The 25759-nt window shown below is 69.3% G+C and carries 26 protein-coding genes and 2 tRNA genes; 14 read left to right on the forward strand and 14 right to left on the reverse strand.

What is annotated here, in order from left to right; all coding sequences use genetic code 11:
* Window positions 1-47 precede the first annotated feature (47 nt).
* A complete protein-coding gene (locus tag HBB12_RS21270) occupies window positions 48-974 on the reverse strand; it encodes a dihydrodipicolinate synthase family protein (protein WP_236991173.1) in 927 nt (308 codons plus the stop codon).
* Window positions 975-1170: 196 nt separating this feature from the next.
* On the opposite strand from HBB12_RS21270, the gene HBB12_RS21275 reads away from it, so the two are divergent.
* The 6 genes from HBB12_RS21275 (at window position 1171) to HBB12_RS21300 (ending at window position 6245) form a co-directional block, all read left to right on the forward strand.
* Complete coding sequence (locus tag HBB12_RS21275) at window positions 1171-2022, forward strand: D-amino-acid transaminase (protein WP_236991174.1); 852 nt, start codon at window positions 1171-1173, stop codon at window positions 2020-2022.
* 109 nt (window positions 2023-2131) lie between these two features.
* The gene (locus HBB12_RS21280) at window positions 2132-2512 is read left to right on the forward strand and encodes a type II toxin-antitoxin system RelE/ParE family toxin (protein ID WP_336886944.1); all 381 of its coding nucleotides are present in this window, start codon (window positions 2132-2134) and stop codon (window positions 2510-2512) included.
* A gap of 46 nt (window positions 2513-2558) precedes the next feature.
* On the forward strand, window positions 2559-2879 hold the full coding sequence (locus HBB12_RS21285) for a HigA family addiction module antitoxin (protein ID WP_203156743.1): 321 nt from the start codon (window positions 2559-2561) through the stop codon (window positions 2877-2879).
* A 130-nt stretch (window positions 2880-3009) separates the two neighbouring features.
* Window positions 3010-3372, forward strand: a complete 363-nt coding sequence (locus HBB12_RS21290; RefSeq protein WP_236991175.1) for a hypothetical protein — start codon at window positions 3010-3012, stop codon at window positions 3370-3372.
* Window positions 3373-3526: 154 nt separating this feature from the next.
* Window positions 3527-4819 carry an adenylosuccinate synthase gene (locus HBB12_RS21295; protein WP_236991176.1) on the forward strand — a complete coding sequence of 431 codons (1293 nt, stop codon included), beginning with the start codon at window positions 3527-3529 and terminating at the stop codon, window positions 4817-4819.
* Window positions 4820-4892: 73 nt separating this feature from the next.
* Window positions 4893-6245, forward strand: coding sequence for a histidine kinase (locus tag HBB12_RS21300; protein ID WP_236991177.1), 1353 nt, complete (start codon window positions 4893-4895; stop codon window positions 6243-6245).
* 253 nt (window positions 6246-6498) lie between these two features.
* Here HBB12_RS21300 and HBB12_RS21305 read toward each other — a convergent pair whose 3' ends face one another.
* Window positions 6499-7503 (reverse strand): hypothetical protein, encoded by a 1005-nt coding sequence (locus tag HBB12_RS21305; protein ID WP_236991178.1) that lies wholly within the window; start codon window positions 7501-7503, stop codon window positions 6499-6501.
* Between the two features lie 943 nt (window positions 7504-8446).
* On the opposite strand from HBB12_RS21305, the gene HBB12_RS21310 reads away from it, so the two are divergent.
* On the forward strand, window positions 8447-9385 hold the full coding sequence (locus tag HBB12_RS21310; RefSeq protein WP_236991179.1) for an AEC family transporter: 939 nt from the start codon (window positions 8447-8449) through the stop codon (window positions 9383-9385).
* On the opposite strand, the gene rpoH is transcribed toward HBB12_RS21310, so the two are convergent.
* Together rpoH and HBB12_RS21320 are read right to left on the reverse strand one after the other, a co-directional pair.
* Window positions 9382-10272 (reverse strand): RNA polymerase sigma factor RpoH, encoded by an 891-nt coding sequence (gene rpoH / locus HBB12_RS21315; protein ID WP_236991180.1) that lies wholly within the window; start codon window positions 10270-10272, stop codon window positions 9382-9384. The genes HBB12_RS21310 and rpoH overlap by 4 nt on opposite strands.
* Before the next feature lie 261 nt (window positions 10273-10533).
* On the reverse strand, window positions 10534-11523 hold the full coding sequence (locus tag HBB12_RS21320) for an RluA family pseudouridine synthase (RefSeq protein WP_236991181.1): 990 nt from the start codon (window positions 11521-11523) through the stop codon (window positions 10534-10536).
* Window positions 11524-11639: 116 nt separating this feature from the next.
* On the opposite strand from HBB12_RS21320, the gene HBB12_RS21325 reads away from it, so the two are divergent.
* Window positions 11640-11715 (forward strand) — tRNA-Glu (locus HBB12_RS21325).
* Window positions 11716-11745: 30 nt separating this feature from the next.
* Here HBB12_RS21325 and HBB12_RS21330 read toward each other — a convergent pair.
* From HBB12_RS21330 to HBB12_RS21340, 3 genes are all read right to left on the reverse strand, one after another.
* On the reverse strand, window positions 11746-12210 hold the full coding sequence (locus tag HBB12_RS21330) for an immunity 50 family protein (RefSeq protein ID WP_236991182.1): 465 nt from the start codon (window positions 12208-12210) through the stop codon (window positions 11746-11748).
* 277 nt (window positions 12211-12487) lie between these two features.
* A complete protein-coding gene (gene otnC, locus HBB12_RS21335) occupies window positions 12488-13168 on the reverse strand; it encodes a 3-oxo-tetronate 4-phosphate decarboxylase (protein ID WP_236991183.1) in 681 nt (226 codons plus the stop codon).
* Window positions 13165-14208: a LacI family DNA-binding transcriptional regulator gene (locus HBB12_RS21340; protein ID WP_236991184.1), complete on the reverse strand. Its 1044-nt coding sequence runs from the start codon at window positions 14206-14208 to the stop codon at window positions 13165-13167. The genes otnC and HBB12_RS21340 overlap by 4 nt, the downstream gene beginning before the upstream one ends.
* A gap of 193 nt (window positions 14209-14401) precedes the next feature.
* On the opposite strand from HBB12_RS21340, the gene ltnD reads away from it, so the two are divergent.
* The 3 genes from ltnD (at window position 14402) to otnK (ending at window position 17632) form a co-directional block, all read left to right on the forward strand.
* The gene (gene ltnD, locus HBB12_RS21345) at window positions 14402-15313 is read left to right on the forward strand and encodes an L-threonate dehydrogenase (RefSeq protein ID WP_236991185.1); all 912 of its coding nucleotides are present in this window, start codon (window positions 14402-14404) and stop codon (window positions 15311-15313) included.
* Between the two features lie 268 nt (window positions 15314-15581).
* A complete protein-coding gene (gene otnI / locus HBB12_RS21350; protein ID WP_236991186.1) occupies window positions 15582-16367 on the forward strand; it encodes a 2-oxo-tetronate isomerase in 786 nt (261 codons plus the stop codon).
* Entirely contained in the window at window positions 16364-17632 is a 1269-nt protein-coding gene (otnK, locus tag HBB12_RS21355) for a 3-oxo-tetronate kinase (protein WP_236991187.1), read from the forward strand. Before otnI ends, otnK begins: the two co-directional genes overlap by 4 nt.
* A gap of 147 nt (window positions 17633-17779) precedes the next feature.
* Here the strand turns inward: otnK and HBB12_RS21360 are convergent.
* The 7 genes from HBB12_RS21360 to HBB12_RS21390 form a co-directional block, all read right to left on the reverse strand.
* Window positions 17780-17873: transfer RNA gene (locus tag HBB12_RS21360), tRNA-Met, on the reverse strand.
* A gap of 77 nt (window positions 17874-17950) precedes the next feature.
* Entirely contained in the window at window positions 17951-19228 is a 1278-nt protein-coding gene (locus HBB12_RS21365; protein ID WP_236991188.1) for a tyrosine-type recombinase/integrase, read from the reverse strand.
* A 376-nt stretch (window positions 19229-19604) separates the two neighbouring features.
* Window positions 19605-20453, reverse strand: a complete 849-nt coding sequence (locus tag HBB12_RS21370; RefSeq protein WP_236991189.1) for an HIRAN domain-containing protein — start codon at window positions 20451-20453, stop codon at window positions 19605-19607.
* A 272-nt stretch (window positions 20454-20725) separates the two neighbouring features.
* Entirely contained in the window at window positions 20726-20998 is a 273-nt protein-coding gene (locus tag HBB12_RS21375) for a hypothetical protein (protein WP_236991190.1), read from the reverse strand.
* Window positions 20991-22169: a hypothetical protein gene (locus HBB12_RS21380; RefSeq protein WP_236991191.1), complete on the reverse strand. Its 1179-nt coding sequence runs from the start codon at window positions 22167-22169 to the stop codon at window positions 20991-20993. The genes HBB12_RS21375 and HBB12_RS21380 overlap by 8 nt, the downstream gene beginning before the upstream one ends.
* Window positions 22166-22453 (reverse strand): hypothetical protein, encoded by a 288-nt coding sequence (locus HBB12_RS21385; protein ID WP_236991192.1) that lies wholly within the window; start codon window positions 22451-22453, stop codon window positions 22166-22168. Before HBB12_RS21385 ends, HBB12_RS21380 begins: the two co-directional genes overlap by 4 nt.
* On the reverse strand, window positions 22443-22634 hold the full coding sequence (locus HBB12_RS21390) for a transcriptional regulator (RefSeq protein ID WP_236991193.1): 192 nt from the start codon (window positions 22632-22634) through the stop codon (window positions 22443-22445). The genes HBB12_RS21385 and HBB12_RS21390 overlap by 11 nt, the downstream gene beginning before the upstream one ends.
* A gap of 302 nt (window positions 22635-22936) precedes the next feature.
* Between HBB12_RS21390 and HBB12_RS21395 the strand changes: the two genes are divergently transcribed.
* From HBB12_RS21395 to HBB12_RS21405, 3 genes are read left to right on the forward strand one after another with little or no spacing between them, the layout of a single operon-like run.
* Window positions 22937-23902 (forward strand): hypothetical protein, encoded by a 966-nt coding sequence (locus HBB12_RS21395; protein ID WP_236991194.1) that lies wholly within the window; start codon window positions 22937-22939, stop codon window positions 23900-23902.
* Window positions 23902-24750, forward strand: a complete 849-nt coding sequence (locus HBB12_RS21400; RefSeq protein ID WP_236991195.1) for a DNA adenine methylase — start codon at window positions 23902-23904, stop codon at window positions 24748-24750. Before HBB12_RS21395 ends, HBB12_RS21400 begins: the two co-directional genes overlap by 1 nt.
* A 12-nt stretch (window positions 24751-24762) precedes the next feature.
* Window positions 24763-25539, forward strand: a complete 777-nt coding sequence (locus tag HBB12_RS21405) for a hypothetical protein (RefSeq protein WP_236991196.1) — start codon at window positions 24763-24765, stop codon at window positions 25537-25539.
* The last annotated feature ends 220 nt before the right edge of the window (window positions 25540-25759 follow it).

Below are 25759 nucleotides of genomic sequence, written 5' to 3' on the forward strand. Positions count from 1 at the left end.
TCACCCTCCCGTCCGCGGCCCCTGGCGAGGCCGCGGACGGGATGCCGTCAGAGCCGCGCCCGCGGATCGTGCCGGGCGAGGCGATCGAGCAGGAAATCCACCTCGGCCTTCGCCGTCGCCGAGAGGCCGCCGCCGGGCTTGCGCTGGGCGTCGGAGGCCAGGATGCCGCGGCGCATCAGCACGTATTTGCGCACGGCCAGCCCGAGGCCCGGCTGCTGCTCGTAGCGTAGCAGCGGCAGGTGGGCGTCGAAGATGTCGTGGGCGCGCTCGCGCTCGCCGGCCGCGGAGAGCCGTACGACATCCACCAGCATCTCCGGGAAGGCGTAGCCGGTATTGGCGCCGTCGGCGCCGCGCTCGCACTCGAAATCGAGGAACAGGCCGCCGTTGCCGCACAGGATCGAGAGCGGCCGCAGCGAGCCGTCGCGCTGGAAGGCCCGCAGCGCCGAGATTTTTTCCAGCCCCGGCCAGTCCTCGTGCTTGAGCATGACGCAGTTCGGGTTGTCGGTGACGATGCGGCGGATGACGCCCGGCGTCATCACCACGCTCAAGGTCAGCGGATAGTCTTGAATCACGAACGGCACGTCCGGCCCGATCACCTCGGCGGCCTGGGCGTAGTAGCCGACGATCTGGTCGTCGGTGCGCAGGGACGAGGGCGGCGCGATCATCACGGCGGCGGCGCCCGCCTCCATCACCGCCCGGGTCAGCGACCCCATCGCGGCGAAGCCCGGAGCCGAGACGCCGATGACGACCGGGAGCTTGGTGCGCCGGATCACCCGCGAGGCCACAGCCACGGCCTCCGCGCCGTCGAGCTTGGGCGCCTCGCCCATGATGCCGAGCACGGTGAGGCCGGTGGCGCCGATCTCGCCGTAGAAATCGGTCATCTTGTCGATCGAGGCCTCGTCGATGCGGCCGTCCGGGTGGAACGGGGTCGGGGCGATGGGGAAGACGCCCTTCGCGTCGGGGGTGAGCCGCATGTCGTTTCCTCTCGTGTTCGCCGGACGATAGGTCGTGGCTGCGGCCCCGCGCAACCGCCGCGCGCGCTCGCCGCCCGCACGAATCATGCAAGGCCGGGGCTCCGGAATCGCGCTTGCCGCCGGGCGCCGCGCGGTGCTTCAAGGACGGCTTGTTCGTGACCGGCCGCGCCGTCGGCCCCGCGAGAGGAAGACCCGCATGTCCCGCATCGTCTACGTCAACGGCCGCTTCGTCCCCTTCGAGGAGGCGACGATCCCGATCATGGACCGCGGGTTCCTGTTCGCCGACGGGATCTACGAGGTGAGCGCGGTGCTGAACGGTCGCCTCGTCGACAACGAGGCCCACCTCGCCCGCCTCGACCGCTCGCTCTCCGAGATCGGCATCCGCAATCCCCACACCATCGCCGAGTGGACGCGGCTCGAGGAAGAGCTGGTCACCCGCAACGGGCTCAGCGAAGGCCTCGTCTACATGGAGGTCACCCGCGGCGTGGCCGAGCGCGACTTCGCCTTTCCGCCCGAGGGCACGCCGCCGACCGTGGTGATGTTCACGCAGGCCAAGACCGTCTCGTCGAACCCGCTCGCCGAGCGCGGCGCCAAGGTCATCTCGGTCGAGGATCTGCGCTGGAAGCGCCGGGACATCAAGTCGGTGGCGCTGCTGGCCCAGGTTCTGGCCAAGCAGCAGGCCGCCGCGGCCGGCGTCGCCGAAGCCTGGATGCACGAGGACGGCCTCGTCACCGAGGGCGGGTCGTCCACCGCCTTCATCATCACCGAGGATGGCCGCATCGTCACCCGCCCGCTCTCGACGGCGCTTCTGCCCGGCATCACCCGCCGGGCGGTGATGCGGCTCGCCGAGGAGAACGGCCTGACGGTGGAGGAGCGCGCCTTCTCGATCGAGGAGGCGCTTCAGGCCTCCGAGGCGTTCTTCACCTCGGCCTCCGCCTTCGTGATGCCGGTGGTCGAGATCGACGGCCAGCGCGTCGGCGGCGGCCAGCCCGGCCCGATGACGCGGAAGTTGCGGGAGCTGTACCTCGACATGGCGAAGGCGGGCTGAGCATCCATCCGGCCGGCCGCGGATCCCTGAAGCGGTCGTTGGATCGGGGATCGAGCCGACCTCGGAATGCTCGGGATAAACCTGGGCATCTCCCTATTCGGCCATCCGCGTGAGGCGGATCGCGGTCACGTCGGTATCGTTCGCCGATACCTTCCGCTTGACGGCGCGTATCGTTGTGCGATACCAATCGCCGATAAGGGGCCGCACCCTGATCCGCAGCTTTGCCAATGGTCGGACCCGAGACGTGTTCGAGGGGCGGCAGCCGAAAGGTATCCCCGCGCACATTCTCAAGACGGCACGGCGCAAGCTCAACTATCTCGACGCAGCGACCTCCCTCGATGCGTTGAAGGTTCCACCAGGCAACAAGTTGCATCCATTGCTCGACGAGCGCGCCGGGCAGCACGCCATCTGGATCAACGACCAGTTCCGCTTGTGCTTTCGCTGGACCGAGACTGGTCCGGAAGATGTAGAGATCGTGGACTATCACTGACTACCACTGTTGGGGCTGCGCCCCGCTCCTCTGGAGACAAGGTGGCATGAGCACCGAGTACGAAACCGATACCATCCTTCCGCCGATGCACCCCGGCGAGGTGCTGCGGGAGGAGTTCATGGTTCCGCTGAACCTGACGGCGTATGCGATCGCGAAGGCGTGCCGCGTGCCGCGCACCCGGATCGAGCGCATCGCCCGTGAGGAGATCGGCATCACCGCCGATACGGCCCTGCGGCTCGGGCGCTACTTCGGCATGGACCCGCAGGTGTGGGTGAATCTTCAGAGCCGCTTCGATCTTCTGACGGCCCGCAACGCGATCGGTGCGGACATCGATGACATCCGCCCGCTGGAACGAGAGGCGGCGTGAGGCGCTACCGCTGGGAGCCGAAAGGCGGCAGCGAATCAATTGAGGGTCCGGTTGCAAAGCCAAGCGGAGCCGGAACCCACGGGTGCCGGCCCGGTTTCCCTGAGGAGACTCCATCCTCAGGAGAACCCCCATGACCAAGCTGATGCGCGGCGGGCTGGCGATGCTGGCGATCGTCGCAGGCGCGACCGCCGCCCTCGCCCAGTCGCCCGAGGTGCCCCTGAAGGGGCGCGACCGCGACCCGAACCTGCCGCCCCTCAACCAGACCATCCCCGAGAAGGTGCGGCCGGGCGACGCGACCTCGAACGCCGACAAGTCGGACACCACCGGCTCGACCCTGAGCGACAAGCTCCAGCGCTCGGACGGCGTGATCAAGCCGCCGGCCACGGGCACGCCGGACATGGCGGTGAAGCCGCCGGAGCCGACCCCGAACTCGACCCCGGTGATCAAGCCGGGCGAACTGCCGGGGCAGGGCCCGAATACCGAGGCCAAATAACGTTGTGCAGGGCGGTTGTTCCGGCCGTCGCTTGATTTCCCGGCCGGGATCGCCGAAGAGCGCATACGCGTGACACCATCCGCAAGCCGATCAGCCCCGCGCCTCACACGCGCCGGGGCTTTTCGCGCGGCGGGCAGGGACGGGTATTTGTGATATGGCGAACGTCGTCGTCGTGGGCGCCCAGTGGGGCGACGAGGGCAAGGGCAAGATCGTCGACTGGCTCTCGGAGCAGGCCGACGTCGTGGTGCGCTTCCAGGGCGGGCACAATGCCGGCCACACCCTCGTCATCGACGGCGTGACCTACAAGCTGTCGCTCCTGCCGTCCGGCGTGGTGCGCGGCGGCACGCTGTCGGTCATCGGCAACGGGGTGGTGGTCGATCCCTGGCACCTCATCGAGGAGATCGCCAAGATTGGCCAGCAGGGTGTGGCGATCACGCCGGAGAACCTTCGCATCGCCGACAACGCGACGCTGATCCTGCCGCTGCACCGCGAGCTCGACCATTTCCGCGAGACCTCGAACGCGGTCCTGAAGATCGGCACCACCAAGCGCGGCATCGGCCCGGCCTACGAGGACAAGGTCGGCCGCCGGGCGATCCGCGTCGTCGACCTCGCCGATGCCGAGATGCTCGACGCCAAGATCTCGCGCCTGCTTGCCCACCACAACGCCCTGCGCCGGGGCCTCGGCATCGACGAGATCGACGGTGCGGCGCTGAAGGCCGAGCTGCTCGCCATCGCGCCCAAGATCCTGCCCTTCGCCGATACGGTGTGGGCGCTCCTCGACGATGCCCGCCGCTCCGGCAAGCGCATCCTGTTCGAGGGCGCGCAAGGCGCGCTCCTCGACGTCGACCACGGCACCTATCCCTACGTGACGTCCTCCAACATCGTGGCGGCGCAGGCCGCGACGGGATCGGGCCTCGGCCCAGGGGCGATCGGCTACGTGCTCGGCATCGTGAAGGCCTACACCACCCGGGTCGGCGAGGGGCCGTTCCCCACGGAACTCACCGACGCGATCGGCGAGCGGATCGGCGAGCGCGGCCGCGAATTCGGCGTCGTGACCGGGCGCAAGCGGCGCTGCGGCTGGTTCGACGCCGCCCTGGTGCGCCAGACCGTGCGGACCTCAGGGATCGACGGCATCGCGCTGACCAAGCTCGACATCCTCGACGGCTTCGAGACGATCCAGATCTGCACCGGCTACCGCCTCGACGGCCGCGAGATCGACCACCTGCCGGCGAGCCAGGCCGACCAGGCCCGGGTCGAGCCGATCTACGAGGCCTTCGAGGGCTGGAGCGAGACCACCGCGGGCGGCCGCTCCTGGGCCGACCTGCCGGCCCAGGCGATCAAGTACGTGCGGCGGATCGAGGAGCTGATCGGCGCGCCGGTGGCCCTGCTCTCGACCTCGCCGGAGCGGGACGACACCATCCTGGTCCACAACCCCTTCGAGGATTGAGGGGAATTCGGCGCGACGTCAGGCGGGCGAAGCTTGACGCCCGCCGCCCCGCACGACAAGGCATGCGGCGACCATGGCCGATTACTATCCCCTGCTCGCCCGCGCCCTCGAGGCCCTGCCCGACCGTTCGCCCGATCTGCGGCACACGGTCTATGAGCGCGCCCGCGCGGCGCTGATCGGTCAGCTCCGCTCCCTCGATCCGCCCCTGTCGGAGGCCGACATCGAGGCGGAGCGCGTCTCCCTCGACCGGGCGATCGCCCGGCTCGAGATCGAGCACGGCGGTCCTCCGGAGCCCGCGGCCCCGGAGCCGCCGCCGCGGGAAGCCCCCCAACTGCCCGAGGCCACAACGCCGCCGGGGGTGATGCCGCCGGACGCCCATGCGGCTCCGGAGACCGCCACGCTCTCGGACCCGTCCCGCGCTGCCCCTCCCGAGCCGCCGGCCCCGCACCACGCCGACGCCCTGCCGGAGGCCGGCCCGCCGGTGGAGCTGAAGCTGCCGCCGACGCGGCCGCGGAATCCGGAGCCGGTCGAGGAGCCGGGGACCACGGAGACGGGCCCTGCCGCCCCGCAGCGCCCGCGCCTCGACGTGGTGGCCCCCAAGCGCGACCGATCGCGGCTGGTGCGCAACGGCATCGTCGCGGCGGTCCTAGCGACGGTCGTCGGCGCCATCGCGGTCACCGCCTGGTCCTTGCGCGACAACCCCGCCGCCCTGCCGACGGGCTTTGCCGAGAACGGCCCCAACCGTCCGGCCGAGGCCCAGGATTCGAAATTCGCCGACCGGGTCGGCGGCGAGCGGGTGCCCCTGGCCGCCTCGTCGCCCGCGCCGGCCCCGGCGGCCGCCGCGCCGCAAGGCAGCGCTCCCCGTCCCTCGCCGACGCCCGACATCGCGGTGGCGCAGCGCGGCACGCTCTACGAGGAGAATGGCGGCCAGGGCGCCGCCCCGAAGGCGATCCAGGCCCGGGTGGTCTGGCGCCTCGACGCCGTCAATGCCGGCCAGGGCCAGCCGCTCCAGACCGTGGTGCGGGGCACGGTCGACGTGCCCGATGCGGGCCTGAGCCTGGCGATGGTCCTGCGCCGCAACACCGACGCGACCCTGCCGGCGTCGCACATCCTCGAGCTGACCTTCACCTCGACCGACCCGAACCGCACCGTGCGCGATGTCGGCCTGATCCAATTCAAAGACGACGAATCCGGCCGCGGCTCCCCGGTCTCCGGCCTGCCGGTACCGGTGCGCGACAACCTGTTCCTGATCGGCCTTTCGAACCTGAAGGCCGATATCGAGCGCAACACCGACCTCCTGCTCAAGCGCAACTGGATCGACCTGCCGATCCGCTACGCCAACGGCAACCGTGCGATCCTGACCTTCGAGAAGGGCAATGCCGGCGAGAAGGTGTTGCGGGAGGCGTTTGAGCAGTGGCAGCAGTAGAATTTTTTCGTCTGATTTTGCCTCGATACCTCTCTCGCGTAAGGAATTTCGGGGCATCATACGACTTCCGGAGGATCGCTTACGGATGTCGTATCACAAGCCCGTGCGGCGTCTGAGTGAAGCCGATTTCCGCATCGCGAAGCGACCAGTCGAAAATCGTATCGCTGCGAAGGAGTAACACCTGACGAAATGTTTTGGTTTCGTCAGGCGCACCTACCTGAATTCGAGGCAAATTCAGAGGATGAAATTCAACTTAGCATTTATCATCCCTGATTTCGGGCGCGTTGAGGCAAGCCCTGACAAATTTTCTATCTTCAATGGGTTGGTTGAAAACCAGTCCCGGACGACGTGACCAATTGATGTCATCAACAAAGCTCAATTTGACTTCGGAGTCTGCGTTGCAAGACCTCAACGGCGCTACCAACGGGCCGCTATTGTTCCAGCCTGCAAAATCGACATTAAAACAATAATTTTTTGGCATTGTCGCGGTGCTGTCATCAATAACAGCCAGAAGTGTATGTATAGTTCGAGATTTTCCCTTCCCGATCAACGTTCCACCGATCATAAGCTTGACCTGAATTCCAACGAAGAGGTCGACGGGACTGGAGCGCTTGACATGTCCTGACCATTCTACAACAGTTCTTACACGATTGCGGCCATGATAATTTCTGTTTGCAAGCACGCCGCGCAGTTCATCCGGACTGAATACGACACTGCGAACGTCAGAGAGAACATTCTTTTTTTCAGTTCGGCCACCCCCGTCAGCGTTCTCGATAAATATCGCTATTGTTTCCACCTGTCCCGCAGTATCCCATTCGACTTTTAATGGATCCAAGTCTACGAGAATGCCACTCGAATCGGGGCCATTAGATGACACTGCGCCCGGCGGTCGTGGATTGACACTCAACGGCTCAGGTCTACTGGCGAAATAAATGCCGCATCCTATCAACAATGCACAAACAACAAGAACAGCAAACGTTATCGCATATTGAAGATATACTATGTGCCGTATGACTTTGATATCTTGCTCGTTGACTGCCTTCCGCGCATCGGCATCCTCACGTAGTAATTTTTCAATGCGCGCCGGGGTCAGCGACGCATAATCCTTGACGTCCACGTTCGGGGCCGCACGCAGCTTTTCAATAATTGACTTTATTATATCTCCACCAATGCGATACTGACCAGCCCATAAATAGGCAAATAATCCCGCCACACCCAGCACAGCGGGAAGTCCCTTTAGAAACGTAATCACGTCCATGGAATGCCCCAGAGTTGATGCGGCAGAATCGACGCATCCGAGTAGATGGTGCAGAAAAAGCGATATGACCAGCGTCCAGACGACATTTCGGCTGAAAACTCGCACCCAATAACGGACGCATGAATTTTCAAACAAAACCCCCTCTACATCCGCATAATGGCTTCATAAATTGCCGTGAGTTACATTATATTCAAAAAAATATAAATTAACCATAGATATAATAGACCAATATCACTATGATTGCGACCTTCAGGACATCGAGGTTCGAATTTGCCAAATCCGTCAAGGCAATCTTACCCAGCGTTAGAACGCCGCAGACAGAATTTTCGTTCCGGTTTGGCTGAAAGTGCACAGCGCGGCATGACACGCTTACTTACGGGTTCAATTTCACGGCAACCCGTTTTACCCGGACAATCTTACCTGAGGCAGCCCGCATTCGCTGCGATCCATGACTACGCCGCTCTTCAGACCCTCCTGACAGTCGGTCTCCTCACCCCCCAGCCTTGACTTGCGCCGTCTCTGCTTCTTCGCCGGCAGCCCTGCGGCATGCCGATCGACTTGACGATGTCCTGCTGCTACCGAGTGTGCGCTTCCGCGGCATCGCCGCTGCGCGGTCAAGGCGGTGCCGGTCGACACACTCGCCGTGACGCCAATCCTCTGGCCTCTCGTCGTCATCGGCCTCTTCCCGGTGCTAGATGTCCTGATCAGAGTCGATGAGCTTGCCGCCGATCGCAAAATCCGCGATGCGCATGCATGGCCACCTGCTTCCGGGACGGGTGGGTGAGCACGGTTCGGCATACTAAGCTGGAGCGCCGACCCGGACTCTCACGCTGGCCGGCGACGCCGATTCGTGTGATCGCCCGCCCCACCGATGGCGGTCCCCGCCCTGACCCGCACCCCCATGACCCTCGCCCCATGACCCTCGCCCCATGACCCTCTCGCCATGACCGGCGCCATCCTGCTGGCCCTCTTGCCGGTCGTCCTCCTCACCGCCCTCGGCCTCACCTTGCGCCGCCGCCAATTCCTGGCCGAGAGCTTCTGGCCGCAGGCCGAGCGGCTCGGCTACTTCGTGCTGCTGCCGAGCCTGTTCTTCCACAGCCTCGCCACCGCGCGTGTCGAGGCGGTGCCGGTCGGCGCGCTCGCCCTGACGCTGATCCTCTCGACCGTGATCGTGGCAGGCCTCCTCCTCGCCCTGCGGCCGCTGCTCCGCGTCGACGGGCCGGCCTTCACCTCGGTGTTCCAGGGCAGCGTGCGCTTCAACAACTATGTCGGCGTGACGCTCGCCGCCGGGCTGTTCGGGACGCAGGGGATCGCGCTCGCAGCGATCTGCAACGCGGCGATCGTGCCGACGGTCAACATCCTGTGCGTGCTGGTCTTCGCCCGGCATGGCGCGGCGCGGCTGACGCCGCGGGGCATCGCCCGGCAGCTCGCGACCAACCCGCTGATCGTGTCGTCCCTCGGCGGGATGGCGTTTCAGCTCCTCGGCTGGGGCATTCCCGTCGGCCTCGAGCCGGCGATGCGCACCCTCGGCGCCGCCTCGCTGCCGATCGGCCTGCTCTGCGTCGGGGCGGCGCTCGATTTCTCGGGTGCGCGGACTTGGCTCGGGCCGGTGGCCGCCGCTTCGGCGATGAAATTCCTCGCGATGCCGGCCGCGACCGTGCTGGTGGCGACGGGCCTCGGACTGCACGGGCCGGCGCTCACCACGGCCCTGCTGTTCCAGGTCCTGCCCACCGCCTCCTCGGCCTACATCCTGGCGCGCCAGCTCGGCGGCGACGCGCCGCTGATGGCCGGCATCACGGCAGTGCAGACCGTGCTGGCGCTGGTGGCGATGCCGCTGGTGCTGATCGGTCTCTCGGCAGTCGGGGTCGTGCCGGCCTTTTAGGCCGGCACCCCCGCCCGCGGCGCCTCGCGGGTGGCAAGGTTGCGCTTGACCGCATCCTGCACCTTCTCGAAAGCCCGCACCTCGATCTGCCGCACTCGCTCGCGGGAAACGCCGAACTCGCTGGACAGATCTTCCAGCGTGATCGGGTCGTCGGCCAGCCGCCTTGCCTCGAAGATGCGGCGCTCGCGCGGGTTGAGCACGCCGAGCGCGTCCTTGAGGGCGGCGAGGCGGTTCTGCCCCTCCTGCTCGCGGGCGAGCACGGTCTCCTGGGTCGGGCTGTCGTCGACGAGCCAGTCCTGCCATTCGCCCTCGCCTTCCTCGCGCAAGGGCGAGTTGAGCGACGCATCGCCGCCGAGGCGGCGGTTCATGTCGATCACGTCCTGCTCGGGCACGCCGAGGCGGGTGGCGATCTGCTTGACCTGGTCGGGGCGCAGGTCGCCCTCGTCGAGGGCGGAGATGCGGCCTTTGGCCTTGCGCAGGTTGAAGAACAGCTTCTTCTGATTCGCGGTCGTGCCCATCTTCACGAGCGACCACGAGCGCAGGATGTATTCTTGAATCGCCGCCTTGATCCACCACATCGCATAGGTGGCGAGGCGGAAGCCCTTGTCGGGGTCGAAGCGCTTGACGGCCTGCATCAGGCCGACATTGCCCTCGGACACCACCTCGCCGATCGGCAGGCCGTAGCCGCGATAGCCCATGGCGATCTTGGCCACGAGCCGCAGGTGGGAGGTCACGAGCTTGTGGGCGGCGTCACGATCGCCGTGTTCGCGCCAGCTCTTGGCGAGCATGTATTCCTGCGTCGGCTCCAGCATCGGAAACCGACGGATCTCGTCGAGGTAGCGCGACAGGCCCCCTTCGTTGGCGAGCACGGGAAGTGCAGCAGCCATTCCAACCTCCTGAAAGCTCCCCGCGAAGACATGGGCGAGCGCGAACGACCTCCCGTTGGCCGGTCGTTCGATCTGCCATCATAGCAGAGAGCGGTCCGGCCCGGTAGCGACGGGTGTCGCCACCAACGCGTGAAGGGACGTTTTGTGCTGCCGTGGCGGTTCGCCGCGTGCGGTGCCGCACTGCCCTAGAGTGAGCCGACCTCGGCCCCCTCGTCAATGAGACGTGCGGGGTGGGCGCCGTCATCCCGGCGCGGGGCCCGTTTAGGGCGTCAGCGCTGCGATCAGCCGGGCCATGTCGGGCGGCGGCTGGCTCTCGAACCGCAGCGACTCTCCGGTGCGGGGATGGCGAAAGCCGAGGAGCGCGGCATGCAGGGCCTGCCGGCCGAGCGCGTCGAGGGCCTGGCGCGCCTCGGGGTCGAGGCGGTTCGCCTTGGTGCGAAAGGCCGCGCCGTAGACCGTGTCCCCGAGCAGGGGGTGGCCGCGATGCGCGAGATGCACGCGGATCTGGTGGGTGCGCCCGGTCTCGAGCCGGCAGCGCACCAGGCCGACCGGCTCCTGCATCCCGAGCATGGCTTCGATGCGGTAATGGGTGATCGCGTGGCGGCCGCGTCCCTCGCGCACCACCGCGATCTTCTCGCGATTGCGCTCCGAGCGGGCGAGCGCCGCATCGATCGTGCCGGAGGCGGGGTCGGGGTAGCCCCAGACCAGCGCCAGATAGGCCCGCGCGAGAGGCCCGGTGCGGCCGTGATCGGCGAATTGCGCCGAGAGGTCCTGGTGGGCGAGGTCGGTCTTGGCCACCACCATCAGGCCGGTCGTGTCCTTGTCGAGGCGATGCACGATGCCGGGCCGCGCGACCCCGCCGATGCCCGACAGGCTCGCCCCGCAATGGGCCAGCAGCGCGTTGACGAGCGTGCCGCTGTCGTTGCCCGCCCCCGGATGCACCACGAGCCCCGCCGGCTTGTCGATCACGATCAGGTCGTCGTCCTCGTAGACCACCGCGAGGTCGCGGGCCTCCGGCTCCGGCTCGGCCGGGCGCGGCGGCGGCACCGTGACAGCGACGCGCCGGCCGGGCGCGACCTTGGCGGAGGGATCGCCGATGGGCGCGTCCTCCAGGGTCACCTGGCCCTCGCGGATCAGCGCCTGCAGGCGGCTGCGCGACAGATCCGGCCACAGCCGCGCCAGCGCCCGGTCCAGCCGCTCGCTCCCCTCGCCCGACGGGATCACGCCCTCCCGCAGCTCCGCCTCGCTCAAACCGTCTCTCCTGCCGTCCCGTCTCTTTCGCCTCGTGCGAAAACCGAGCCGGAATACGATTTCGGGCTTGTGCCCGTCCAGGCCCGTGGCTATACAGCCGCCATCCCGCCCGGCAAGCTCCCATCGTCTAGCGGTCTAGGACGTCGCCCTCTCACGGCGAAAACAGGGGTTCGAGTCCCCTTGGGAGCGCCAGGGCCGGAGATTTCTTCGAGATATCTGGCGCTACGCTGATTGATTGGCCGGCAGAAGCTCGAACTCTGCTTCCTTCGCGTAGCATGATCCGTAAAGGCCGATCGAGGTGCCGAAGGCGACCTCGATGTCGCCCTGAACGGGACCGTTACAGGTTAGCCATTCGGATCGGCTCGGAGTGACGGGCAGGCGCCGGATCGTCAGCTCCGAGATGATGGACCCCGCGTCGCCCGTCAGCCTCAGACCGGTGACGCGACGCAGATGGATCACCACCTGCGCGTGCCGGTCGAGGATGAAATAGCCCCTCTCGTCGGTCTGGTCCGTCATCCGGAACGCCCTGAGCGTGAGCGATGCGTTGCCGGCGGCGATGGCGACGCCGTCCAGCGTGGCGTCGTGAAAGCTCGGGCAGAACCCGAACCAGTCGATCACCGCCTGTCCACCCGGGAGGGTCGCGAAGAGCGCCTTGTCGGTGGGGTACCACGCGCGATCGTCGTCCATGCCTGTTGCGACTCCGTCGCCTCGGATAGATTCGGAAGCTCGCAGCCTGTTTGAGCAACTGCGCCAATCGATCTGCGCACACGCGGACATCTCACCATGTCATCCCAGGGCTCGTCGAAGACGAGAACCCGGGATCCATAACCGCCGAGGTGACCATAAAGAGCGATAGGCGTTCCGCCGCGTCCTGTACCGTCGGCGTTTATCGATCCCGGGTTCCGCTACGCGGCCCCGGGATGACGCGGAGGCTTTGGATTGCGTCAGTCAGCTCGACAAGACGTCAATGCCCGTGCCCGTGCTCCGGCAGCGTCAGCCCGAAATGGCTCACCAGGTCCTGCACCTGCGCCGGGGTCAGGTGGCGCGGGTTGAGGTTGCGCAGGAGCAGGTAGAGCTTGGCGGTCTCCTCCAGTTCCTCGGTGGCGAAGACCGCGGCTTCCAGATTGTCGCCGGCCACCACCGGACCGTGATTGGCGAGCAGCACCGAGGAATACTGCCCGGCGAGCCCCCGGATCGCATCCGCCACCGCCGGGTCGCCGGGACGGAAATACGGCACGAGCGCCACCGCGCCGGCCCGCATCAGGCTGTAGGGGGTGAGCGGCGGCAGCACGGCACGGGGGTCGATCTCCGGCAGCATCGAGACCGCGACGGCGTGGGTGGAGTGCAGATGCACGATCGCCCGCGCCGAGGCCCGGCTGTCGTAGAGGGCGCCGTGGAGCGGGATCTCCTTGGTCGGTGTGTCGCCCGACAGGAGCCGCCCGTCACGATCGAGACGGGAGATCCGGGCCGGGTCGAGGAAGCCCAGCGAGGCATTGGTCGGCGTCACCAGCCAGCCGCCGTCGTCGAGCCGCAGCGAGATGTTGCCCGACGAGCCCGGCGTCAGGCCGCGCTCGAACAGCGAGCGGCCGAAGCGGCAGATCGCCTCGCGCAAGGCCGATTCGCTCGCACTCGATACATCCGTCACGCCGTCGCTCCCTCGATCAGCTCGAAGCCGAGATCCACCACCGTCGACGGCCCCCCCGCGCAGAGGAGCCGCGCCGCCGTGGCGCCGGCCTCGACCCGCGGAGTGCGGATGGTGGCGAGCGGCTGCGGCATCAACCGGCCGACATCGAGGCCGTTATAGCCGAACAGGGCCAGCCGCTCCGGCACCGCGAGGCCGCGGGCGAGGCAGTGGAAATAGCCGCCGAGCGCCATGTCGTCGTTCGAGAAATACGCCGCGTCGAGGTCCGGCACCCGGGCGAGCAGGGCTTCCAGCCCGTGCCGCCCGGCCTCGACCGAGGATGGGCTTGCCACCCGCTCCTCGCCGGCGAGCACCAGCCCGACCTCCGTAAGGCCCTCGCGGAACCCCGCGTAGCGCTTGGCGGCGCGCCTGTCCTTGGTGAGGTCGTGGCCGATATAGCCGATGCGGCGGTAGCCGCGGCCGGCGAGATGGCGGGCGCTCGCCGCGCCAGCGGCGCGGTTGGAATAGCCGACCACGATGTCGAGCCCCGGCCCGTCGATGTCGAGGAGCTCGGCCACCCGCACGCCGCTGGCGACGAGGCGGCGCCGCGTGCCCGGATTGTGCTCGAGCCCGGTGACGATCAGCCCGGCCGGGCGCCAGCTGAGCAGCGAGCCGACCACCGCCTCCTCCCGGTCCTGGTCGTAATCGGTGACGGCGATGACCGACTGGAAGCCCTCCTGGTCGAGGGCCGCGGTCGCGCCGCGCAGAAGGTCGGGGAAGACGATGTTGGTGAGCGACGGGATGACGATGCCGATCAGCCGCGAGCCGGTGGAAGCCAGCGTGCCGGCGATGCGGTTCGGCACGTAGCCGAGGCGCGCCACCGCCTCCTCGACCCGGGCCCGGGTCTTCTCCGAGAACGAGCCGTGGCTGCGCAGAACGCGCGACACCGTGCTCTCGCCGACCCGCGCCTCGCGGGCGACGTCCGCGAGCGTGATCGGGCGCCGGGCACCGTCGTGCAGATCCTCGTCCCCGGCCGCGAAGGCCTCGTTGCCCCCCTCGTCCATCCGCCCTCCCATCCCCACCCGGCACCTTGTCACGGACGCTCGGGAGCGCCACGATGTCATGGTTCCCCGGCCGGCTCAATGGATCCATGATCCCGATTGGCAGCGCTGCCAATTCGATGCTAGGGCGGGGACGACGGCGCGGCAGCAGATCGCGCGAGGTTCGGGCCGGTCACGGCCCGCAGGGAGGATACGCATGAGCGACACACCCGCCCGCGTCGCGGTGATCGGCCTCGGCTCGATGGGCTACGGCATGGCGCAGGCCCTGCGCCGGGCCGGCCTCGACGTCGCCGGCAGCGACGTGATGCCCGACAACGTGGCGCGCTTCGTCGCCGAGGGCGGCCGCGGCGCGACGAGCCCGGCGGAGGCCGCGGCCGAGGCGGGAATCGTGGTTTGCGTCGTCGTCAACGCGGCCCAGACCGAGGCGGTGCTGTTCGGGCCGGACGGCGTCGCCGCGGCGATGCCGGAGGGCGCGGTGTTCGTTTCCTGCGCCACCATGGACCCGGAGATCGCCCGCCGCCTCGCGGCGAAGCTCGAGGCCACCGGCCGCCACTATCTCGACGCGCCGATCAGCGGCGGCGCCCAGCGCGCCGCGCAAGGCGAGCTGACGATCCTGGCTTCGGGCAGCCAGGCCGCCTTCGCGCGGGCCAGGCCCGCCCTCGACGCCATGGCGGCCAAGCTCTATGCGCTCGGCGACGCCGCCGGTCAGGGCGCGGCCTTCAAGATGATCAACCAGCTCTTGGCCGGCGTGCACATCGCCGCGGCGAGCGAGGCGATGGCGTTTGCCGCCCGTCAGGGCCTCGACCTCAGGCGCGTCTACGAGGTCATCACGGCGTCGGCCGGCAATTCCTGGATGTTCGAGAACCGGATGCCGCACGTGCTCGACGGCGATTACGCGCCGCGCAGCGCCGTCGACATCTTCGTCAAGGACTTGGGCATCGTGCAGGACATGGCGCGGGCCCAGAGATTCCCGGTCCCGGTGGCGGCGGCCGCCCTCCAGATGTTCCTGATGGCCGCCGGCGCCGGCATGGGCCGCGACGACGACGCCTCGGTGGCGCGGATCTACGCCCAGGTGACCGGAACGGCGTTGCCCGGTGGGGCGGGCTGACGCGAGCCGATTTCGATCGACCGAACCGACACCCTCCTGGTCATTCCGGGGCCGCGGCAGCGGAGCCCGGAATCCGGAAACGCCAATGTTTCAGGACGAGCCTGCTGGCATTCCGCCTCTTCCTGCACGTCCGGCGGTTCTGGATCCCGGGATCCGCTTCGCGGCTCCGGGATGACACGGAGGGTCAAGCAACCGGGCGCGACCGATCGACGTGCCGCAACTCGGGCCGAGGCACCGACGCCCCCAGCCCGCTCAAGGGAGGACCTTCATGCCGCGCTTTGCCGCGAACCTGACCCTGATGTTCACCGAAGTCCCCTTCCTCGACCGGTTCGCCGAAGCCGCGGCGGCCGGGTTCGAGGCGGTCGAGTTCCTGTTTCCCTACGACCACCCGCCCGAGGCGATCGGCGAGCGGTTGCGGGCGCACGGCCTGACCCAGGCTCTGTTCAACCTGCCCCCGGGTGACTGGGCGGCCGGTGAGCGCGGTCTCGCGGCGCTGCCTGAGCGGTTCGAGGAGCTGAAGAGCGGCGTCGAGACGGCGCTGAGTTACGCCCGCGCGACGGGGGTGAAGCGCCTGCATCTGATGGCCGGCATGGCCGACCGGACCGACCCCGAGGCGCAAGCCTCCTACCGCCGGGCCGTCATCTGGACGGCGGAGCGCTTGGAGACGGAAGGCCTCGACCTCGTCCTCGAGCCGATCAACGCCCGCAACATGCCGGGCTACTTCCTCAACGATTTCGATTACGCCGCCGACCTGATCCGCGACTTGGGCCTGCCGAACCTGAAGCTGCAATTCGACCTCTACCACTGCCAGATCCTGCACGGCGACGTGACGACGCGGCTGCGGGAGCTGATGCCGATGATCGGCCACGTCCAGACCGCGAGCGTGCCGGAGCGGCACGAGCCCGGCAGCGGCGAGATCAACGACGCCGCCCTGTTCGCCGAGCTCGACCGGCTCGGCTATGACGGCTTCATCGGCTGCGAGTACAACCCGCGGGCCGGCACGCGCGAGGGCTTGAGCTGGTTCGCGCCGTACAAGGGAGCACGCGCATCATGACCCTGGCGCTGGGCTGCATCGCCGACGACTATACCGGCGCCTCCGACCTCGCCAACACCCTGACCAAGGCGGGCCTGCGCACGGTCCAGACCATCGGGGTGCCGGCGGAGGATCTCGCGCTGCCCGAGGTCGATGCCGTGGTGGTCTCGCTCAAGAGCCGGTCGATCCCCGCCGACGAGGCGGTGGCGCGCTCGCGCGAGGCCGCCGCGTGGCTGAACGCAAGGGGCGCCGGCCACCTGATGTTCAAGGTCTGCTCGACCTTCGATTCGACCGATGCCGGCAATATCGGTCCGGTCACCGATGCGCTGCGTGCGGATGCCGGCGAGGCGATCGCGCTGGTCACCCCGGCCTTCCCGGAGACGGCGCGCACGGTCTATCTCGGTCACCTCTTCGTCGGCGCCGTGCCGCTCGCCGAAAGCCCGCTCAAGGACCATCCCCTCAACCCGATGCGGGATTCGAACCTCGTGCGGGTGCTGGCGCGCCAGAGCCGGGCGGGGGTCGGGCTGATCGACCTCGCCACGGTGGCGCAGGGAGCGCAGGCCGTGGGCGCGCGCCTCGATGCGCTGGCCCGCGAGGGCAAGGGCGCGGCCATCGCCGATGCGGTGCTCGACCGCGATCTCGCGGTGCTGGGCGCCGGGGCGCTGACCCGCACGATCTCGACCGGCGCCTCGGGCCTCGGCCTCGGCCTCGCCCGCGCGCTCGTGGCGGCGGGCCGGGTCGCTCCCGCGGCCGCGGACACCGACCTCGGCGGCCCGATCGGCGGCCCGGCGGCCTGCCTTGCCGGCAGCTGCTCGCAGGCCACCCTCGGGCAGATCGCCCGGGCCGAGGCCGCGATGCCGGTACGCCGCCTCGATCCGGCGCGGCTGCTCGCCGGCGAGGACGAAGCCGGCGCTGCCCTGGCCTGGGCGATGGAACGGATCGGCGACGGTCCGGTGCTGATCGCCAGCAGCGCCGGCCCGGACGACGTGGCCGCGGTCCAGGCCCGCTACGGCCGCGACGCCGCCGGCCATGCCATCGAGGCCGCGATGGCGCGGATCGCCGAAGGGCTGGTGGCCCAGGGGGTTCGCCGCCTGGTGGTGGCGGGCGGCGAGACCTCCGGCGCCGTGGTCGACCGCCTCGGGCTGCCGGCCTTCCGCGTCGGTCCCGAGATCGCCGCCGGCGTGCCGGTCCTGCGCACCACCGACCGGGACATGTGGCTCGCGCTCAAGTCGGGCAATTTCGGCGGGCCGGACTTCTTCGCCAACGCGCTCCGGCTGATGCCGTAAGGGACCGATCACGCATTCCGGGGCCGCACCGCCGGATCACGTCCGGCTTCCCCGGGATGCCGTCGGGCGATCGGCACGATCACGTCGCCGAGGTCCAGCGAACCCGCAGCCAGACCGTTCTTCCGGCGTTTGAGTGAGTGATGGCGTTGGTGGGCCCGGTAGGACTCGAACCTACAACCAGACCGTTATGAGCGGGTCCGCCGGACGTTCGCGCGCCCTGCGGCGCGCTCTGGCGACACCCCTCGGATGCCGCCCAATACCGCCGTTTACACCCGGTTTCCTGTCCCCCTAGAGTCCCCCTAGAACGAAACGGGTCCGTCACGCCGCTCGGCGGGTGAAGGCGTCCTCGATGTCGATGGTTTCGGCCTCGCGGCGACCGCCCTTGTCGAGCGCCCCGGCCGCCGCCTCCTGGAAGTCCGGGCGGTGGTGCCCGTGGACCTTCTCCAGCATCTGCACCGTCATGCCGAGGAAGGCGGCCGCCTGCCACAGGTCGACGCCGGCCTGCATCATCCAGGTCGCGCAGGTGTGGCGCAGCGTGTGGGGCGTGACGTCCGGCCCGAGCCCGGCCGCGGCGACGACGGCGGCGAAACCCTTGTTCACCTCGGCGACCGGCCGCCCCCGGAACTCGACGACGAACTCCGGCATTGTGCCGTCCTTCCGGGGCGTCCGGGCCCAGCGCCGGATGTGGGCGAGCAGCCGCTTCGGCAGGCGCACGGGCGGCTGGCGCTTCTTGGTCTCGGCCGCCCCGACGCGGCGCCGGTGGAACACCCCGCGCTTCAGGTCCACCCATCCCCGGCCTTCGGCGGGCGCGAATCCGGCCGAGCAGATCGCGGCCGCGCGGGTGCCGGTGTAGATGCCGACCAGGAGGAAGCGGGCGAGGTGCCGGGCCGGGCGCTTCGACGTCGCGACGACCTTGCCCTTGTCCGGGCCGCGGTGGCGCGTCTGCATCTCGGGCATGTGCAGCATCGTCCGGAGCAGCCGGGCGGCCTCGTCGCGTTCCAGGTAGCGCTCCTTCGCCGGGCTCTTCTCGGGCAGCGGCACCTTCACCACCGCCCGCATGTGGCCCTCGCGCAGGTAGTGGTTCAGCGCCGCCTGCAGGTCCTCCAGTTCGCGGCGCACGCCCGCGTCGGTGACCGTGCGCGGGCGCTTGCCGGTCTTGTCGGGCTTGGCCGACTTCCAGGCGGTCTTCTTCCGCCACGTGCCGTAGGCCCGGACCGTCTTGCCGTTGACCTCGGCGACCGTCTTGCCCTGCCACCAGGCGCCAAGCTGCAGCAGCCGGGCGGCGGTCTTCTCGGGGCGCGCGTGCTTGGGCGCGACGTCCTCGCCGTAGACCGCGAGCACGTCCGTCACCAGGATCTCGCCCAGCGCCCGGTCCTCGTCGCGGGCCGGGTTGTGCTTCTTGGTCAGGTAGTCGGCGAGCGCCGGCTCAGCCGCGCCGCGATTGCGGTCAGGGAGCTCAGGGAGGACTGGGACGCCGGTGCCAACGCTGAGCGCTCCATCGCGGATGACCCAGACCGCCCGCTTCCGGAGCGACCCGGCCGGGTGGAACTCGGCTGGCTTCTCCCAGAGGCGGGCCCCGAGGGCGCGGCGCGGCATCCTTCTCTCCATTCCCTGATGATGCGACGCGTCACGACGATCTGCCTGCCCCACCGCTCCGGGCGCAGGTCCCCGCGCGAGATGGCCGCGCGCAGTTTGCGGACGTCGACGATGGGCCAGTACGTCGGCTGGGTGGCTCCGGGGAGCGTCACCGGCATGCACAGCGTCGGGAGCCAGACCGCCGTCTCCAGATCCAGCGGCGTATCGTCCTCGGCGGCGGCCGCCAGCGCAGGCCGGCCTTCGAAGACGTCCAGGCTGACGATGATGTCGGGAAGCGTCATGTGGGCACGATCGGCGGTTCGCCGGGAACGATCAACGGCCGCCGGCGCAGGTTAAGTGCGTATGGTTGATGTCGTAGCCCCGGCGGTCCCGGGGCTCAGACGAGCTCCGCGACGGTCACGCGCCGGCGCGGCCGGGAGGCCCATTCGGCCAGGACGGTCCGGAACTCGTCCGTGACGACGACCGTCGAGCTTGCCGCGTACCAGCCCCGCATCGAGACCTGGACGCGGACGCCGGCCCGTTCGGCGAGGCGTCGGGCGGTCGAGCGCGAGCAACCGACGGCGTGCGCGATATCGAAGAGTTCGACGCACTTGCCGGCCGGCGGCAGGCGGGCTTCGTCGATGGGCTCGGGCGGCAGCTTGGCGGAGAACACGTTGACTGCCTGAGCGAGCCGGGCAGCCCGGGCGAGCTCCAGCCGCCTCTCGAACCGTGCGCCCCGGGCGCGGCCGTCGCCCTCGCGGCGCATCTCGGCGAGGCGCTCGCCCCACCTCCATTCGTCCAGCGCCTGCGCGGTCGCGTGCGCGATCAGCTTCCCGTGCAGTTCGCCGACGGCGGGGCCGACGAGGAGCGCCCGGGCCGACCAGGCCTCACCCGTGCCCGGGTCGCTGACGTAGGCCCGGAGCGGCGCCCCGGCGTCCATGTGCGGGGCGACCTCGCGCGCCACGCCCCGGGGCAAATGCCCGAGGCGGATGTCGTTCCTCCACCAAACTTCGACGGCGCGCGGGTCGTAGCGGTTCTCCGGCGCCCGGACGAGGACCAGGCGGTCCCCGGCGCGGGGGCGAACCGGCTCGCCGTCCAGGCCCTCCGTCGAGTAGTCGTAAAATTGGAGGCCGGCGATTTCGCACGCGGCCCATGGCTCGCCGGCACGGATGCGGTCGGCCTCGATGGCGGCATCCGCGCCCTCCAGGAGGACGGCGCCGGGGACCTCGAAGGGGGAATCGGTCACGGCTTACCTTTCGCACTCCCGAGAGATCTGCGCGGCGTGCTTCCGCCCGCGCAGCCTCATCCAGTCGACTTCGGCTTGAGACGGGGTGCCCGGACCCTTGAGCCATCTGCGCACGACCTGGTGGTCATGCCCCAGGTCCAGGGCAACTTTCCCAATCCAGTGCGAGCCATACATCGCCTTCCCGATGCGGCTGATGGTGTCGATGGGTCGCTCGTCCAGGGGCGGCCCCCCGTTCCCGCCCGCGGCGGGCGGGGGCGTGTCAAGGTTGCTCATCATGGCGTTTCCTCGACGGCGCGGATCACGCGGGCGACGTGGTGCATCGCCGAGAGTTTGATCGTCTTGAGGTCGTAGGCAGTGGGACTGCCCGTGCCCGCAAGCCACCGCCTGACTGTCTGGTGCGGTAGACCGATGTCGACGGCCAGTTTTCCGACCCAGAGATCGCCATATCGCGCGCGGCCGATGCGCTCGATGGAGACGATGTATGGCTCGGTGGGAAGCCAGGCGTCTGACGCCGTCTCAACCGGCGTGAGGCGTGCCTCAGACATGGAGGCAGTCCTCGATTTCGAGATCCGGCAGATCCTCCCCGTCGGTCAGGGCCTGGAACCACCGTTCGTATTGGGGCGACATGCGCGGCGCCGGAAATCCGGCGGGAGGTCTGTCGGGAACGAAGGGCGCGACCAGGACCCGGGCCCGGGCTTGTTCGACGTCGGCCCTTACGAACCGGACGGCCTCGTCCGGCGTGATCCCCTCGCGCCGCGCCAGAGCGACGGCGATGGCGAGGTTGTCGACAGACAGGCGCCCGGGCGGCGGAACAGGAGCGGGTGGACGGGCGGGCTCCGGGCGCGGCGTGGGCAGCGGCTCCGGCGCGGGCGCATCGACCTGGGCGGCCTCATCGATGCGGCGCAGCGCGGCGCGGATCGCGCTCGGCTTGACCTCCCAGTCGGATGCCATCTGCGCGACCGAGCGCCCCTGGGCGCGCTCGGCGATGAGGACGTTGTCGGTCGGCATGCGGCTCATGCGACGCATAGGGACGGTCTCCGGGATGGGGGGCGGTTCGATGACGGTGACGGGGGGCTCGGGCTCAGGCTCGGCCGGTTCAGGCTCCAGCGCGGCGAGGCCGGGGAAGGCGAAAGCGACGGCGGCCGGGTCCTGGTCCCGGAGCGCCTCGGCCAGCGCAGCGTCGACCGGGGGTAGGACGTGACGGCCGGTGGCGGGCTGCTCGGCGACCAAGGCCAGCGCCGCGCGGATGACGGAACCGACAGCGGCCTCGAAATCGAGGCGAGCTTGCCAAGCGGCGGCCGCCTCGGCGTCGCCGCGCCGGGCGCGGGCTCCGAGCGACGTGGCGATGCCCCTCTCCTCCGACGAGATCGTCGGCGGCGTCAGGCCTCGCCTAGAGTAGAGACCCTGCGCGCCGACGGAGACGCCGGCCGCGCGGATGCCCCTCTGAGCGCTCCCCAGGACGTAGCCCGCCTCGACGGCGACCGCCGCGTCGAGCTCCGAACAGGACAGGCCGCGGCCGCCGGTGCGTCGGGGAGCGACGTCGCCCTTCTGGGCGCGCCCCTTCTGCGCGAGGCTGCAAAGGGTCCGCTCGCCGACCCAGAACCAGCGCTCACAAGCGGCTTCCAGGCCGTGCGAATCGACGATCCCCGCGACGAGCGCCGCCGCGGGCGCCTCGTAGACATCGGCGTCGATTGAAGAAAGGGCGCCTCCTTTCACAGGAGCCTCCCCTGGGGGCGGCGGGGATCGGCCGACGGCATCCGCACCAGGCGCCGGGGCGGGACCGGCGGCGCCGCGGCCGGGACGGTGCGGACCTGGGCGACGGGGCGCGCGTCGACGGGAGCGGCCGGGGGCGCCTCGGGCGGGAGATCAGCGACCGGGGCGCGGACGGCATTCCGGTTGAATGATGGGGTGGCGGCCAGGCGCTTGTGGGCGAGGAGTTCACGGAGGAAGTCGGGCAGGTCGCGCAGATCCGCGTCGTCGAGGTGTGGGTTACGCGACATGGGCCGCGCCCTCCATCGGCTCGACGGGAACGACCACGCGCACAAGGCCGAGCCCGGCCAGGAGCCGGTCGCCCGCGGCGCGGCGCCCGTGGCGCACGTCGATCAGGTAAGCGCACGAAACGCCGAGCTCGCGGCTTGCGGCTCGGGCGGAGCCGGCCTCCTCGATGCGAAGGCGCAGCATGTCGCGCACCTCGCAGGCTGAAACCCTTGGTCCCATCGTAGTTATCATCCTTATGGCCTAAGCAGTCCGACTGCCGCCGGCGACTCGACGCGTCGCCTGTAGCCAACAGGTTACGATGCGAGGCGCCTTTGTCCAGCGGGATGGCGCACTTTTATTTTTGGTAGAAAGTACCAAAAATCTCCCGGGCCGATCCTTCGAATTTCGAAGCTTCTTTTTGGCCTGGATGAGCCTATCAATACTTGACCCATTCCGACGCGAGGGGGATGCTGTCCGGGGTTGCCAACGCCAGACAGGATCGCGCCATGCTCTCCCTCCTCATCCTCGTCATCGCCGCCGCGGGGGTCGTCATCCCCGTTCTGGCGGCTGCCGTCGCAGCGTCCCGGGCCGCTACCGAGACGGTCCCGGCGGCTCCCGCGCCCCTCGGGGCGGCCCTGCCCGTCGCCGGCCTCGGCCTCTCGTGGCGCCGCCTTCGTGACGTGCGCACCGGCCGGGGGCCCCGGACGCTCTGGACGGGCGAAGGCGACCCCGCGCGCTATTCCCGCGCCTGGCGGCTCGTGAAGCCGGTGCTGCACGGGGCGGGCTTCTCGTGGGGGACGGTCGAGCGCACGGGCGGGGCCGTTGTCCCGCTGTGCTGGGAGGACGAGAGCCTGGGCGATCAGGCCGCCATCGACGCCATCGCCTCGGCAGAGGCCGCCCTTGCCGAGGATGACCGCCGGCTTGTCGAGGTCGAGGCCCGACGCGCCCGGGAGGCCGAACTCGAAGCCGAGCTCAACGGTGACGCCCAGCGCGCCGACATGCAGGCGTTGGAGACGTCGTTGCGAATCCGCGGATGGGCTTGGTCGCGCCGCAAGGCCGACATCGCCCGTGCCCTGCTGGCCGAGAAGCCCGGCCCCGGCGGGGCGCCCCGGGCGGCCGCGGCAAAGCTCGCACGCGAGATGACCGCCGAGGTCGATGCCGCCATCGAGGCCGTCCGTGCCAGGGTCGCGGCCAGCCCGCAGCACGACTGGCTAGCCAGGGCCGAGGACCCCGACGTCCGCCGGGCGGTGCACTACGCCGTCCAGGTCCTGACGGACCTGGATCGCGACATGGCCACGCTCGACAACGCGCAGGGCTGGGGCCGCTCGCACACGCACGCCGGGCACGTCCTGGCCGGGCTGCCCGAGCTCTCCGTCATAGAAGCCACGAACGCCTTGGCCGCCGTCTGGCGGCACCGGCGGCAGCTTCAGCCCGCGCTGCGCCAGCGCGTTTTCGGTTCGGAGAAGGCGTGATGGCCGCGCCCGGAACCGTCCGCCCCCTGGTCCGCTGGTACGGCGGCAAGGCGCTCATGAGCGCCTGGATCATCGCGAACCTCCCGCCGCATAGGACCTATGTCGAGCCATTCGGGGGCTCGGCCGCGGTGCTCCTTCGGAAGCCGCGGAGCGAGGTCGAGGTCCTCAACGACACCGACGCGGAGCTCGCGAACCTCTACCGCGTCGTCCGGGACCCGGGCCTATGCGGGCAACTCGGCATGTTGTGCGCGATGACGCCTTTCTCGGCCGCCGAGTTCCGATTGGCATGCGAACCCGTCGAGGGTGACCGCCCGGTCGAGCGCGCCAGGCGGCTGCTCGTGCGCCACTACATGGGCCGGGCAAGCGACGCCCGCCGGCCCGCTTCCCGCACGGGGTTCCGCAGCTACTCGGGCCCGGGGCGCAGCGTGCCCGCCCGTGACTGGTACACGTACAGCGACGGCATCGGGCAGATCGGCGCCCGGCTCCGCGACGTCGTCGTCGAGAGCGCGGACGCCGTCGACGTGATGCGCCGGCACGACCGGCCGGACGCCCTGCACTACGTCGACCCGCCCTACCTGCCTTCGACGCGGAAGGACCCGAGCAGCGGCTACCGCGTCGAACTCGACGAGGCAGGGCACGGCCGACTGCTCGACGCTCTCCTCGGCCTGAAGGGGGCCGTCGTCCTCTCGGGCTATGCCTCGCCCCTCTACGACGAGGCCCTCTCCGGGTGGCGGCGCGTCACGCGGGAGGTTCGCGATCAGGCCATGGGCGTCCGCGAGGAAGTGCTCTGGATTTCGCCCCGTGCCGGCGCCGTCGCGCGTCAGCCCGACTTATTCAACGCGGCCTGAGGAGAGAGACCCATGCCCAAGTCCGCCGACACGCGTCAGCTTTCCCTCGTCCCGCTCCTCGACGCCGCCGGGCCGCACGTCCCGTTGCATCGCGAGCCGGCGAAGTCCGCCAGACCCGCGGTCACGCCTGAGCAGGCGCTGATCGGGGCCGGCCTCGCCGAGATGCGCGGGCTGCGGCAGGGGCGCGCCCTCTTGGACAAGACCGCCCCGTCGTCGCCCCGCTCCTTATCGCAACCGGTGCGGTTCGAGCGCGGCGCCGACGGGGTTCTGCGTCTCTACCTGTCCACGCCGGCCTGCGCCTCGTTGCCCTTTGTCGGACGCGTCGAGGCACTCACCGGCCTCGTGGCCGTCTGGGACGAGGAGCGGCGCATGCCGGCGAAGGGCTCCGGCGCGGATATGCGCTTCGCCCACGCCTTCGACCTGGCCCGGGATGAGGACTGGAAGTGCCTCGCGGACACGCTGGAGCACACGACCGTCGAGGACGTCGAGCAGGCCGCCATCTTCACTCTTATGTCGGGAATGCTATCGCCCGAGAACGCGCGGGGGCTTCTGCTGCGCGTCGGGCTGCCCGAGCCCGATGGATGCAGCGTGGAGCATCTCAAGGGGCTCCAGCCGGTCAACGGGTGTCCGTCAGGCCTTGAGCGCCTTGGCGCTTGGGCCATCGTCCACGGGCTGGAGGATGGTTGGTACAAGCTAGAACAGCAGACGCGGGGCCGGCCACCGCTTCTGCTGTTTACGGCGGAGGGTTATCAACGGGTCGGAACGACACCGCCTGCAGTGGCGGCCTAGCTGTCGAAAATCTGGCAGATGATATATCGTAATGCCGAGCCGTTCCGGGTTCAACCCACCGGGACTTGGCGCTGGGGGCAAGGTCACCACCGAGGAGATTTTTGTTTGCCTGGGACTCGATCCGTACTGACTGAGCTAACCTTGCCGGAAGTCCAGCGGATGAGGTTGGATCTCCTACCTGGGGGTGTGCACCTTACTCTCCCGCGATGCGCTATTCCTA

Source organism: Methylobacterium sp. SyP6R (assembly GCF_019216885.1).
Taxonomy (GTDB): Bacteria; Pseudomonadota; Alphaproteobacteria; order Rhizobiales; family Beijerinckiaceae; genus Methylobacterium.